Here is a 13,017-nt window from a genome sequence, read left to right as displayed (position 1 = left end):
GTCGGTCGGGAATCACGTGGCCGGGGTGATCGTAACCCGCAGGTGTTTCATGAGGGGCTGGTCGCTCTGCTCGCTGTGGTCGCACAGGGCGACGAGCACGTTCATCTCCGGCATGTACCCGGCCGCGCAGCCGCGGGGCATGTCGTACGGGATCGCGAGGAAGCCGTCGAGGGTGCGGGTGGTGCCGTCCTTGGCCGTGCTGACGATGTCCACGGGGTCGAACTCGCCGATGCCTCGTTCGCGCATGTCGTCGTCGTTCATGAAGACGAGGGTGCGCAGGTTCCTGATGCCGCGGTAGCGGTCGTTGTCGGAGTAGATGGTCGTGTTCCACTGGTCGTGGGAGCGCATGGTGCCGAGGGCCAGGGTGCCCGGGGCGGGGACGACGTCGGGCAGCGGGGCGGCGGAGAACTCCGCCTTTCCGGACGGTGTGCGGAAGACCAGCTCGCGGGCGGGCTGCTTGATGCGGAAGCCCAGCGGCAGTCGCACCCTTCGGTTGAAGTCCTCGAATCCGTCGAGGACTTGGGCCATGGTGTCGCGGATCCGGTCGTAGTCCTCGACGTACCACTGCCAGGGCGTCGGGCTGTCCGGCAGGGCGGCGCGGGCCAGGCCGGCGATGATGGCGGGCTCGGAGAGCAGGTGCCGGGAGGCGGGACGCTTCATGCCGACGGACAGGTGCACCATGCTCATCGAGTCCTCGACCGAGGTGCTCTGCGGGCCGGTGCGCTGCTGGTCCTTCTCGGTGCGGCCGAGGCACGGGAGGATGAGCGCCCGGCGGCCATGGACGAGGTGGCTGCGGTTCAGCTTCGTGCTGACCTGGACGGTGAGGTCACAGGAGCGCAGCGCCTCGTGGGTGAGCGGGGTGTCGGGCGCGGCGAGCGCGAAGTTGCCGCCCATGCCGACGAACACCCTGACGTCGCCCCGCCGCATGGCCGCGATGGTGCCGACGGTGTCCAGGCCGTGGGCGCGGGGCGGGTCGATCCCGCACACCTGGGCGAGCCGGTCGAGGAACTCGGCGGTCGGGCGGTGGTCGATGCCGCAGGTGCGGTTGCCCTGGACGTTGCTGTGCCCGCGCACCGGCGACGGTCCGGCACCCTCGCGGCCCAGATTGCCGCGCAGCAGAAGGAGGTTGACGATCTCGCGGACCGTGTCGACGCCGTGTTCGTGCTGGCTCACGCCCAGGCACCAGCTGACGATGCTGCGATCGGCGTCACGGTAGACGCGGGCCGCCCTGAGGATGTCGGCGCGGTCGAGGCCCGACTGGCGCTCTATCTCCGCCCAGGGCGTGGCCTCGCACTGTTTCCGGTAGTCGTCGAAGCCGGCGGTGTGGCGGTCGATGAACTCCTGGTCGAGTGCCTTGGGATCGCTGCCGGCCTGCTCCAGCAAGGCCTTCGCCATGCCGCGCAGCAGGGCCATGTCGCCGCCGACACGCACCTGGAGGTTCAGGTTGCTGGTGCGGGTGGAGTGGAAAGTGGCCATGTCGGTGATGTCGTGCGGGATGATCGTGCGCCGGGCGGCCGCCTCGATCAGCGGGTTGACGTGCACGATCCGGGTGCCGCGGCGGTAGGCCTCGGCGAGGGCGGTGAGCATCCGGGGTGCGTTGGAGGCGGCGTTCACGCCCATGATGAACAGGGCGTCCGTCATCTCCCAGTCCTTCAGGTCGACCGTGCCCTTGCCGGTGCCGAGCGAGGCCTCCAGGGCGCGTCCGCTGGCCTCGTGGCACATGTTGGAGCAGTCGGGCAGATTGTTCGTGCCCAGTTCCCGAGCCATCAACTGGTACAAGAATGTGGCCTCGTTGCCGAGCCGACCGGAGGTGTAGAAGGCGGCCTGGTTCGGGTCGTCCAGCTCGCGCAGGGTCCGCCCCACCAGTTCGAAGGCGTCGCGCCAGCTGATCGGCACGTAGTGGTCGGAGTCGGGGTCGTAGACCATGGGCTCGGTCAGCCGGCCCTGATCCTCCAGCGCGAAGTCGCTCCACTCGGACAGGTCGCCCACCGAGTGCCGCGCGAAGAACGCGCGGTCGACCCGCTTGCGGGTCATCTCCCAGGTGACGTGCTTGATCCCGTTCTCGCAGATGTCCAGGCGCAGGCCCTTGGTGTCGTCCGGCCACGCGCACCCTGGGCAGTCGAAGCCGCCGTTCTCATGGTTCATCTTCACGATCGCGCGCGGTCCGTCCACCAGCGCGCCCTCGCGCAGCAGGAATCCGCTGACGCTCTTCGCGGCGCCCCAGCCGGCGGCGGGGTGGTGGTAGGGGCGGAAGGACGGTTCCCCGCCGGGAGCGGGGCCCACGTGGAACTCCCGCTCTTCCGCCCCCTGCGCCGGCCGCCGCGGCTGATCGTCACTGGAGTGCCGGGAGGTGCTCACGACTCTCCCTCAGGACTGGGGCCGCTTGCCGTGGTTGGCGGCGTGGTTGCGCCGTGCCTTCTTCTTCCTGCGTCGCTTCGAGGACATGGCAACCTCCTGTCAATACGAGAAACATCCTTCGTCCGAATGTTTCGGACATGTTCAGGGCGCTATTCCCTGCGGCCCTTGCGCCGACTCTCGCCGGACTTCATGCGGCCCTCGCGCACCTCGCGGTCGACCTCGGCCTGTGCCTGCTCGTACGCCGCCTCGGGGTCCTCCCGGCGCCCGCTGCGCAGGCCCGCTTCCCGCCGGTCCTCCCGGGTGCGCTCGGCGAGTTCCGGCTCGTCCGGCCGGCGGGGCAGGCCCCGGCCATGACCGGTGTCCGGCTCGCCCTCGACCCGCTTGTTGGACTTGTGGTGATGGTGCGTCATGAGTTCTCCTCCGTCACTTCTCCGTCGCCGCGGAACCGGCCTCGGCGGGCCCGGCTGCCCCGGCGGTCCCGGCCCGCTCGCCGGAGTCGCCGTTCTTCCGCACCGAGCAGTGCAGCGAGTCGTCCACCACGTCGGCGACGATCGTGTTCCCGGGCTCGGCCTCGCCGCTCAGCAGCAGGGTGGCGATGCGGTTGTCGAGTTCCGCCTGGATGGTGCGGCGCAGCGGGCGGGCGCCGAACTCCGGCTGGTGGCCGTGCGCGATGAGGAGCTTCTTCGCGGACTCCGTGACCTCCAGTTCGATGCCCTGCGCGTGCACCCGGCGCTTGCTCTGGTCCAGCAGATGGTCGACGATCCGGCTCAGGTCGTCCTCGGTCAGGCCGTGGAAGATGATGATGTCGTCGATGCGGTTGAGGAACTCCGGCAGGAACCTGGTCCGCAGGTCGTCCATCAAGTCGTCCTTCAGGTCGGACACATCACCCTTGTGGTCGAGGATGCGGTGCGCGCCGATGTTGGACGTCATGATGACGACGCAGTGCCGGAAGTCGACGGTACGGCCCTGGCCGTCGGTGAGCCGGCCGTCGTCGAGGATCTGCAGCAGGGTGTTGAACACGTCGGGGTGTGCCTTCTCCACCTCGTCGAACAGCACGACGCTGTACGGCTGGCGGCGCACCTTCTCGGTCAGCTGGCCCGCTTCCTCGTAGCCGACGTATCCGGGCGGGGCGCCGACCAGCCGGGCGACGGTGTGCTTCTCCTGGAACTCGCTCATGTCGAAGCGGATCATGCGGTCCTCTTCGCCGAACAACAACGCAGCGAGGGTCTTGGCGAGTTCGGTCTTGCCGACGCCGGTGGGGCCGAGAAAGAGGAAGGAGCCCACGGGCCGGTTCGGGTCGCCCATGCCCGCGCGGTTGCGGCGCACGGCCTGCGAGACGGCGGTGACCGCCTCGTCCTGGCCGACGATCCGGGCGTGCATCTCCTCCTCCAGCCGGAGGAGTTTCTCCTTCTCGCCGGCGGTGAGCTGGGCGACCGGAATACCGGTGCGGCGGGAGACGACGTCGGCGATGTCGGCGGCCGTGACGGACACGACGCCCTCGCGGCGCTCCTCGATCCCGGCGAGTTCGCCCTCCACCTCGGAGATCTCCCGCTTCAGCTCGGACGCCTTCTCGAAGTCCTCGGCGGCGACGGCCTGTTCGAGCTCCCGACGCAGCTTGGCGATTCGGTCCTCGCGGCTGACCACCTCGGTGGAGCGGCCCACGCGGCGCAGCCGCACCCGGGCGCCGGCCTGGTCCATGACGTCGATGGCCTTGTCGGGCAGGAAGCGGTCGGTGATGTAGCGGTCGGACATCTCGGCGGCGGCCACCAGCGCCGCGTCGTCGAAGCGGACCTGGTGGTGGGCCTCGTAGGAGTCGCGCAGCCCTTCGAGGATCTGCACGGTCTCCTCGACGCTGGGCTCGGGCACCATCACGGGCTGGAACCGGCGCTCCAACGCCGCGTCCTTCTCGACGTACTTGCGGTACTCGTCGATGGTCGTGGCGCCCACCACGCGCAGTTCGCCGCGCGCGAGTGCGGGCTTGAGCATGTTGCCCGCGTCCATGGATCCCTCGCCGGTGGCGCCGGCGCCGACGACCGTGTGGAGTTCGTCGATGAACAGGATGATCTGGCCCTTGGCGGCCTGTACGTCCTCGATGACCTTCTTCAGCCGCTCCTCGAACTGTCCCCGGTACTGTGCTCCCGCGACCATGCTCGACAGGTCGAGGGAGACGACCCTCTTGTCCTTCAGGGTGTCCGGGACCTCGCCCGCCACGATGCGCTGCGCCAGCCCCTCCACGATGGCGGTCTTGCCCACGCCGGGTTCGCCGATGAGGACGGGGTTGTTCTTGGAGCGCCGGGAGAGGATCTCCACGGTCTGCTCGATCTCCTCGGCGCGTCCCACCACCGGGTCGAGCCTGCCCGCCTTGGCCTCTTCCGTCAGGTCCCGGCCGTACTCGTCCAGCGTCGTGGCCGGCTGCTTGCGTTCGGCGGGCACCGAGTCGGCCCGGGCGGACTGCTCGGCGAGGCCCGACAGTTTCTCCGTGTCCATGCCCTCGGCGCGCAGCAGCTTGGCGGCACCGCTGTCACTGTCCCCCAGCAGGGCGCCGAGGATGTGCTCCGGACCGATGTACGACACACCGGCCGCCTGTGACTGTGCGTAGGCGGCGCCGAGCGTGCGCTTGGCCGCGGGGGTGAGACCCGGCTGAGCGGACGGCTCGCCGGACTCGCGCGGCAGGATCTTGGCGATCTCGGCCGCGAGCGTGTCGGGATCGACGCCCAGCTGGGACAGCAGCCGCCGGGACGGGTCGACCTTCGTGGCGGCCCAGAGCAGGTGTTCCGTGTCGAGGTCGCTGGTGCCGTCCTCGACGGCCCGCCCCGCGGCCAGGTTGAGCAGTTCCTGGGAGGCCTCCGTCAGCAGCCGTCCGATGGGCACGCGCTGCACCGCGGGCGGTGATGACGCCGGCGACATCCCGAAGAACCGGTTGAACAACTCGCTGAACGGATCCGACGAACCGAAAGGAGCACCGAACGACATCGACATGACATCTCCTGAGCGCGGCGAAACAGTGATCCGCGGGGGGGGTCGTACGCGATCCGGGGTCAGTACTCACTGAACCCCTCCGCACACGGCACCGCAAACGGAGCAGCCGGGGGGGGGAGCGGGTCGGGCGCGGACGTCAGGGTCCTGCCGTCGCCGCGCCGCCCGGAGCGGCCGGGAGGTCGTCGAGGAAGCCGATGCTCGGCACATGGAAGAGGCAGCCCGTGACCGGCACGGAGAAGTCGAGGATCCGGTCGTGCTGTTCCGGCTCGCGGCCGAGGAACATGTTCCGCAGCATTTCCTCGGTCACGTCCGGGGTGCGGGAATAGCCGATGAAATAGGTGCCGAACTCGCCGGTCCCGATGGTGCCGAAGGGCATGTTCTCACGCACGATCTTGCGTTCGTCGCCGTTCTCGTCGGTGATGGTGTTGAGGGCGACATGGGAGTCGGCGGGCTTCACGTCGTCGGGGAGTTCCACGTTCGCCAGCTTGGTGCGCCCGATCACCAGGTCCTGTTCCTCGGCCGACAGGGCGTTCCAGGCCGTCATGTCGTGCAGGTACTTCTGCACGATCACATAGCTGCCACCGGTGAATTCCGGGTCCTCGTCGCCGATGAACACGGCGTCGTCCGCGACCGTCCCCTCGGGGTTCTCGCTGCCGTCGACGAAGCCGAGCAGATCGCGTTCGTCGAAGAACCTGAAGCCGTGCACCTCGTCCACCACGGTGGCCGCGCCCTGAAGGCGCTCCCCGAGCAGCCGGGCCAGTTCGAAGCACAGGTCCATCCGGAGGGAGCGGACGTGGAAGAGGAGGTCACCGGGGGTGCCGAGGGCCCGGTGGCGCGGACCGACCAGGTCCACGAAGGGGTGCAGCTCGCGTGGCCGGGGCCCGTCGAAGAGCCGGTCCCAGGCGTGCGAGCCGATGCCGACGACACAGCTCAGCCGCTCGGCGGGCGCGCGGAACGCCACCGAGCGGCGCAGGCCCGACACGTCCTCCAGCAGGTCACGGACGGTGCCCTCGCCGCCGGGCACGAGGGTGACGACCAGGAAGACGGCGGCCCTGGCCGGCGGGACGATGACGGGCTGCGACTCGACCACGGACGTCTGCCTCCTCGGCGGATCCTGTGCAACGAACCGCTCGCCGCATGCCTCGTGCACCGGGGTATCGCGGCCGGCTCCTTCGCACCAGCATGGCGCCGCCCGTCCGGCTCGGCAGTTCGGCAGCCGGACGGGATTGGCGTTCCGGTCGGCCGTCGGGTACACCCGTCCCGTGCTCTTTCGTCAGCTCGAATACCTCGTCGCACTCTCCCGCGAGCGGCATTTCGCCCGCGCCGCCCAGGCCTGCTACGTGTCCCAGCCCGCCCTGTCGGAGGCGCTGCGCAAGCTGGAGGAGGAGCTCGACGTGCCGCTGGTGCGGCGCGGCCGCAAGTACGAGGGCCTCACTCCTGAGGGCGAGCGCATCGTCGTATGGGCGCAGCGGATCCTGGCCGACCGCGACGCCCTCAAGGACGAGGTCGACGCGCTGCGCGGTGGCCTGACCGGCCGGATACGGATCGGTTCGGTGCCGACCGCGTCCGCCGCCGTCGCCCATCTGACCGGCCCGTTCTGCGCGGCGCACCCGCTGGTCACGGTGGAGGTCAGTGCGGACATGCAGTCGGTGGACATCCTGCGGCAGTTGCAGAACTTCGAGCTCGACGCGGCCGTCACCTATCTGCGCGAGGACGTGTCGGAGCAGTTCTTCCACACGGTGCCGCTGTACCGGGAGCGCCATGTGCTGCTGCTCTCGGCCGACGACGACCTGGCCCGGCGGACGACGGCCACGTGGGCGCAGGCGGCGCGGTTGCCGCTGTGTCTGCTGAACCAGGGCATGCAGGGGCGCCGGGTGCTGGACGAGTTGTTCGCGCGGGCCGGGACGCAGGCCTCGCCCCGGCTGGAGACCGATTCCGTGGCGGCTCTGTTCGCCCATGTCAGGACGGGGCGGTGGGCGAGCATCGTGGCGCAGGCATGGCTGCACGTGTTCGGTGTGCCGCCCGGCATGCGGGCGGTGCCGCTGGTCGAGCCGGCCGCCTCGGTGCCCGTGGGGCTGGTGGTCGCCGCCCGGGAGCCGGAGTCGGTCATGGCCCGGTCCCTGACGGACATCGCCCGCACGACCGACGTGGCCACCGCCCTGGAGCGCGTCCCCGGGGACCCGGGCCGCTGATCGCTCCGTGTGGGTCAGCCGACCGGCGCGGACACGAGGCGTTCGGCGCCGGTGTAGACGTTCATCGAGGTGCCGCGCAGGAACCCGACCAGGGTCAGCCCGCTCTCGGCGGCCAGGTCCACGGCCAGCGAGGACGGCGCGGAGACGGCGGCGAGCAGCGGGATCCCGGCCAGTACGGCCTTCTGCACCAGCTCGAAGGAGGCGCGCCCGCTGACCATGAGCACGGTTTCCCGCAGCGGCAGCAGACCGGAGCGCAGGGCGTGTCCGACGACCTTGTCCACGGCGTTGTGCCGGCCCACGTCCTCGCGCAGGCACAGCAGCTCGCCGTCGGCCGTGAACAGGCCCGCCGCGTGCAGTCCGCCGGTGCTGTCGAACACCCGCTGGGCCGCCCGCAGCCGCTCGGGCAGCGCGGCGAGCAGCTCCGGACCCACGCTCAGCGGGTCCTCGGCCACGGACCAGCGGCGCACCATGCGCACCGCGTCCAGGCTCGCCTTGCCGCACAGCCCGCACGAGGAGGTGGTGTAGAAGTTCCGCTCCAGCGACGCGGCGGGCAGCGCCACCCCGGGGGCGAGGGCGACGTCGACCACGTTGTAGGTGTTGGCGCCGTCCGCCGTGGCGCCCGCGCAGTAGCGGATCCCGGTCACGTCGTCGGCGGCGTGGACCACGCCCTCACCGGCCAGGAATCCGGCCGCGAGGTCGAAGTCGTCGCCCGGGGTGCGCATGGTCACCGTGAGCGGCCGGCCGCCGACCCGGATCTCCATCGGCTCCTCGGCGGCCAGGGTGTCGGGCCGGTGCGCGGGCACGCCGTCCCGGATGCGCAGCACCCGCCGCCGTACGGTCACCCGTCCCACGACGCCGCTCCGCGCGCGGGCTCCAGGCGGACCAACACCCCTTTGGAGGTGGGTGTGTTGCTGATGTCCGCGACGCTGTCCAGCGGCACCAGGACGTTGGTCTCGGGGTAGTAGGAGGCGGCCGAGCCACGGCTGGTGGGGTAGGCGACGACCCGGAAGTCCGGCGCCCGGCGCTCGCGTCCGTCGTGCCAGACCGCGACCAGGTCCACCAGGTCACGGTCGGCGAACCCGAGGTCCTGGAGGTCGTCGGGGTTGACGAGGACGACGCGGCGGGCGTTGTGGATGCCCCGGTAGCGGTCGTTCATCGCGTACGGGACGGTGTTCCACTGGTCGTGCGAGCGCAGCGTCTGGAGCAGCAGGTGCCCCTCGGGGATGTCGGGCATCGTGAAGTCGTTGCGGGTGAAGACGGCCTTGCCGCTCGGGGTGCGGAAGACGCGCTCGTTGACCGGGTTGGGCAGCCGGAAGCCGCCGGGCTCGGCCACCCGGGCGTTGAAGTCCTGGAAGCCGGGGACGACGCGGGAGATGCGGTCGCGGACGGTGCCGTAGTCCGCCTCGAAGTCCTCCCAGGGGATGGCCGGGGTGTCGCCGAGGGTCCTGCGGGCCAGCCGGCTGATGATCGCGACCTCGCTGAGCAGGTGCGGGGAGGCCGGGGGCAGCTTGCCGCGGGAGGCGTGCACCTCGCTCATGGAGTCCTCGACGGTGACGAACTGCTCGCCGGCCGCCTGGACGTCCCGGTCGCTGCGGCCGAGGGTGGGCAGGATGAGGGCGATGTCGCCGCAGACCGCGTGGGAGCGGTTGAGCTTGGTGGAGATGTGCGCGGTGAGCCGGCAGCCGCGCATCGCCTCCTCGGTGACGTCGCTGTCCGGGGTGGCCCGGACGAAGTTGCCGGCGACGCCGAGGAACACCTTGGCGGTGCCGTCGCGCATGGCCCGGATGCTGTTGACCGAGTCCAGTCCGTGCTTGGTGGGCGGGGTGAAGCCGAACTCGCGCTCCAGGGCGTCGAGGAACGGCCGGGGCATCCGCTCCCAGATGCCCATGGTGCGGTCGCCCTGGACGTTGCTGTGCCCGCGCACGGGGCACACACCTGCGCCCGGCCGTCCGACATTGCCGCGCAGCAGAAGGAAGTTGACGACCTCGCGGATGGTCGGGACGCCGTGCTTGTGCTGGGTGAGTCCCATCGCCCAGCAGACGATGATCTTTCCGCTGCGCAGCACCTGTTCGTGGACGGCCTCGATCTCCTCGCGGCTCAGCCCGGTCGCGGCGAGGACGTCCTCCCACGCGATCTTCCGGGCGTGGTCGGCGAAGTCGGTGAAGCCGGTGGTGTGGGCGCTGATGAAGGCGTGGTCGAGGACGGTTCCCGGGCGCTCGTCCTCGGCCTCCAGCAGCAGCCGGCCCAGCGCCTGGAACAGGGCGAGGTCGCCGCCGGGGCGGATCTGGAGGAACTGGTCGGCGATCGCGGTGCCCCGGCCGATGACCCCGCGGGCCTTCTGGGGGTGCTTGAAGCGGAGCAGTCCCGCCTCGGGCAGCGGGTTGACCGCGATGACCTTGCCGCCGTTGCGCTTGGTCTCCTCCAGCGCGGACAGCATGCGGGGATGGTTGGTGCCCGGGTTCTGTCCGACGACGAATACCAGGTCGGCGGTGTGGATGTCGTCCAGCGAGACGCTGCCCTTGCCGATGCCGAGCGTCTCCATCAGCGCGGATCCGCTCGACTCGTGGCACATGTTGGAGCAGTCCGGCAGGTTGTTGGTGCCGTAGGCGCGGGCGAACAGCTGGAGCAGGAAGGCCGCCTCGTTGCCCACCCGGCCGGAGGTGTAGAAGAGGGCCTCGTCCGGGGAGTCCAGCCGGCGCAGTTCCTCGGCGAGCACCTCCAACGCCTCGTCCCAGCCGACGGGTTCGTAGTGCTCGGCGCCGGGCCGCTTGATCATGGGCTCGGTGAGCCGGCCCTGCTGGTTGAGCCAGTAGTCGGACTTCGCGCCCAGTTCGGCGATCGAGTGCTCGCGGAAGAAATCGGCGGTGACGCGGCGGGTGGTGGCCTCGTCGTTGATGTGCTTGGCGCCGTTCTCGCAGTACTCGTTGAGGTGCCGCTTGCCCGCCGCGGGCTCGGGCCAGGCGCAGCCCGGGCAGTCGGTTCCCTTGGCCTGGTTGATGTTCAGCAGGGTCAGCGCGGTACGTCGTACGGACGTCTGTTCCAGGGAGTACGTCAGCGCGTGCGTCACCGCCGGGACGCCGGTGGCCCAGCGCTTGGGCGGGGTGACCGACAGGTCGTCTACGGGGTCCTCGATGCCGCTCATGATCCGGCAGCATCCGCCTCGTCACGCGGAGAAGTCAAAGAGGTGTTCTCGATGAGCCGATAAGCGGCGGTTATCACATAGGCGGCATCTATCGGCCGACAAACGGCCCCTCTTTGACTTCGCCGGATGCCTGATCAACGATGACCGGCATGAGGGCATCCGGGACGGACACGGCCGACGGCACGGGACCGCACGGAGCGGTGTCGCGCGCCACCGCAGCGCACACAGCCCCGGCCGCGCCGGACGCGCTGCGGGCCGGCCGGGACTGGGAGCGGGCCCGCTCGATCGCCCGGTCCTGTGCCGGGCGGCCGCTGCCCGCCGGCCCGCGCTCCCTCGCCGACGCCCTCGGCCACGCGCTCGCCGAACCGCTCCTCGCGCTCACCGATCTGCCGTCGTTCGACACGGCCGCCATGGACGGCTGGGCCGTGGCCGGACCGGGCCCGTGGCGGCTGGGCGGCGCCGGAGTCCTCGCCGGAGCGGAGCCCGGTCCGCTCGGCCGGGACACGGCCGTCCCCATCGCGACCGGCGCCCCGGTGCCGCCCGGCGCCACCGCCGTGCTGCGCCGCGAGCACGGCGAGGCGGACCCCGCGCAGGACCTGCTGTACGACCGCTCCCCCGGGCCGGTGTGCGAGGGGCAGGACATCCGGGCACGCGGCCAGGAGTGCCGCTCCGGTGAGCCGCTGCTGCCGGCCGGCACCACCGTGACCGAACGCGTGCTGGGCCTCGCGGCGGCGGCCGGGTACGACCGGCTGACCGTGCACCGCCGCCCGAGCGTGGAACTCCTCGTCCTCGGCGACGAGTTGCTCGACCAGGGTGTGCCGCGCGGCGGGCGGGTCCGGGACGCGCTCGGCCCGCTGCTGCCGCCCTGGCTGCGGGGCCGCGGCGCCGAGCTCATCGGCCATCGCCGGGTCGCGGACGACCCCGGCCCGCTCCGTGAGGCCGTGCGCAGCTCACCCGCCGACGTCGTCATCACCACCGGGAGCACCGCCGCGGGCCCCGTGGACTTCCTGCACGACACGCTGCGGTCGGTGGGCGCCCGGCTGCTGGTCGACTCCGTGGCGGTGCGACCGGGCCATCCGATGCTGCTCGCCGAGCTGCCCGCGACCACGGACGGCCGGGCGCGCCGGCTGGTCGGGCTGCCCGGCAACCCGCTGGCCGCGGTGGCCGGCCTGGTCACGCTCGCCGAACCGCTGCTGCGTCGGCTCGGCGGCCATCGCGAGGCCGGTCCGGTCCGGCTGACGACGACCGCCGCCCTGCCGGGCCATCCGCGCGACACCCGGCTGCTGCCGGTGTTCACGTCCGGCCAGGAGGCGACACCGCTGCCCTTCGACGGCCCGGCGATGCTCCGCGGCCTCGCCCTGGCGGACGCCCTTGCGGTGGTCCCACCGGGCGGTGTCGCGGCCGGCACCACCGTGGACGTATTGGAACTGCCCTGCCGGTGAACCGCTGACGTCCCGGTGCCGACCGGCGGATCCGTGTCGTACGACAGCCCCGTGCCGTACGGCGGCCCGCGCTCGGCGGCACTGGCGTGGGGGCATGCGTCACGAGGTGACCGAGGCCGACACCGCGGCCGTGGTGGGCAGTGGTGACGTGCCCGTGCTGGCCACGCCCCGGCTGATCGCCTGGCTGGAGGCGGCCACCCTGCGGGCCGCCGCGCCCTTCACTACGACCGGTCAGACCACTGTCGGCACCGAGGTGCGGGTCCGGCACGTGCGGGCCACCCGGGTGGGCGGCCGGGTGGAGGTGAGCGCCCGGCCGCTGCCCTCCACGACGGACCGGCGGCTGACCTTCCTGGTGCGGGCCGTCGACGGCGCGGGCCTGCTGGTCGCGACGGGCGAGATCGACCGGGGGGTCGTGGACCGGCAGCGCTTCCTCGCGCAGGCACCGGACCCGACGGCGGAGCGCTGACCTGCACGCCTCACACCGGTGTGTGCCCTTCCAGGTACGTCCGTACGACCGCCGGGAGGTCGGCGTCGGCGGTCTCGGCGAGCGAGGCCCAGCGCAGTCGGTCCGGTGCGACACGGGCACCGTCGGACGGGGACTCGCTCAGCAACTGGCACACGACCGCCGTGGCACCGTCCTGCGGGGTCAGGCTCTCGGTGCCGTCGACGAGGTAGCCGGTGAGTTCGTAGACGACGCGCGCGGCGGTGGCCTCGGCAGGCTCGGCCTGTTCGGGAGCGCCGGACGGCAGTCTCCAGCCCTCGCCCCGCTCCGCCAGCAGCAGCCGTCCGTCGTACAGGACGACGGCCTGCACCACGCCTGCGGCGGGCTCCAGCGTCATGACCGACCAACCCCTCCCCCGGCGCGCTCGGCCGGGTTCTCCTCCCCCTACCCAGGGCCGGGCAC

The 13,017-nt window shown here is 71.5% G+C and carries 11 protein-coding genes; 3 read left to right on the top strand and 8 right to left on the bottom strand.

Annotated elements, in window-relative coordinates:
* Window positions 1-12: 12 nt before the first annotated feature.
* The 5 genes from AC4OXY_RS43820 to AC4OXY_RS43800 all read right to left on the bottom strand — a co-directional run bounded on the left by AC4OXY_RS43820 (window position 13) and on the right by AC4OXY_RS43800 (window position 6,427).
* On the bottom strand, window positions 13-2,283 hold the full coding sequence (locus AC4OXY_RS43820; protein WP_491994731.1) for an FdhF/YdeP family oxidoreductase: 2,271 nt from the start codon (window positions 2,281-2,283) through the stop codon (window positions 13-15).
* 84 nt (window positions 2,284-2,367) lie between these two features.
* Window positions 2,368-2,445 (bottom strand): 50S ribosomal protein bL37, encoded by a 78-nt coding sequence (locus tag AC4OXY_RS43815; protein WP_466384113.1) that lies wholly within the window; start codon window positions 2,443-2,445, stop codon window positions 2,368-2,370.
* 62 nt (window positions 2,446-2,507) lie between these two features.
* Window positions 2,508-2,768 carry a hypothetical protein gene (locus AC4OXY_RS43810; protein WP_356033324.1) on the bottom strand — a complete coding sequence of 87 codons (261 nt, stop codon included), beginning with the start codon at window positions 2,766-2,768 and terminating at the stop codon, window positions 2,508-2,510.
* Between the two features lie 13 nt (window positions 2,769-2,781).
* Entirely contained in the window at window positions 2,782-5,337 is a 2,556-nt protein-coding gene (locus AC4OXY_RS43805; protein WP_491992507.1) for an ATP-dependent Clp protease ATP-binding subunit, read from the bottom strand.
* 136 nt (window positions 5,338-5,473) lie between these two features.
* The gene (locus AC4OXY_RS43800) at window positions 5,474-6,427 is read right to left on the bottom strand and encodes a Dyp-type peroxidase (protein WP_356033318.1); all 954 of its coding nucleotides are present in this window, start codon (window positions 6,425-6,427) and stop codon (window positions 5,474-5,476) included.
* Between the two features lie 172 nt (window positions 6,428-6,599).
* Here AC4OXY_RS43800 and AC4OXY_RS43795 point away from each other — a divergent pair, with 172 nt between their 5' ends.
* A complete protein-coding gene (locus AC4OXY_RS43795) occupies window positions 6,600-7,529 on the top strand; it encodes a LysR family transcriptional regulator (RefSeq protein ID WP_356033315.1) in 930 nt (309 codons plus the stop codon).
* A 14-nt stretch (window positions 7,530-7,543) separates the two neighbouring features.
* On the opposite strand, the gene fdhD is transcribed toward AC4OXY_RS43795, so the two are convergent.
* Window positions 7,544-8,380, bottom strand: coding sequence for a formate dehydrogenase accessory sulfurtransferase FdhD (gene fdhD / locus AC4OXY_RS43790; protein WP_376291717.1), 837 nt, complete (start codon window positions 8,378-8,380; stop codon window positions 7,544-7,546).
* Window positions 8,368-10,671, bottom strand: a complete 2,304-nt coding sequence (locus tag AC4OXY_RS43785; RefSeq protein WP_402065676.1) for an FdhF/YdeP family oxidoreductase — start codon at window positions 10,669-10,671, stop codon at window positions 8,368-8,370. The genes fdhD and AC4OXY_RS43785 overlap by 13 nt, the downstream gene beginning before the upstream one ends.
* Before the next feature lie 149 nt (window positions 10,672-10,820).
* Between AC4OXY_RS43785 and AC4OXY_RS43780 the strand changes: the two genes are divergently transcribed.
* Window positions 10,821-12,113, top strand: a complete 1,293-nt coding sequence (locus AC4OXY_RS43780; RefSeq protein WP_376291713.1) for a molybdopterin molybdotransferase MoeA — start codon at window positions 10,821-10,823, stop codon at window positions 12,111-12,113.
* A gap of 94 nt (window positions 12,114-12,207) precedes the next feature.
* Complete coding sequence (locus AC4OXY_RS43775; protein WP_491992506.1) at window positions 12,208-12,579, top strand: thioesterase family protein; 372 nt, start codon at window positions 12,208-12,210, stop codon at window positions 12,577-12,579.
* Between the two features lie 10 nt (window positions 12,580-12,589).
* On the opposite strand, the gene AC4OXY_RS43770 is transcribed toward AC4OXY_RS43775, so the two are convergent.
* Window positions 12,590-12,952, bottom strand: a complete 363-nt coding sequence (locus tag AC4OXY_RS43770; protein WP_491992505.1) for an NUDIX hydrolase — start codon at window positions 12,950-12,952, stop codon at window positions 12,590-12,592.
* Window positions 12,953-13,017: the final 65 nt, after the last annotated feature.

This window comes from Streptomyces sp. HUAS MG56, from assembly GCF_058673395.1.
This window is presented reverse-complemented; position numbering and strand designations above follow the sequence as displayed.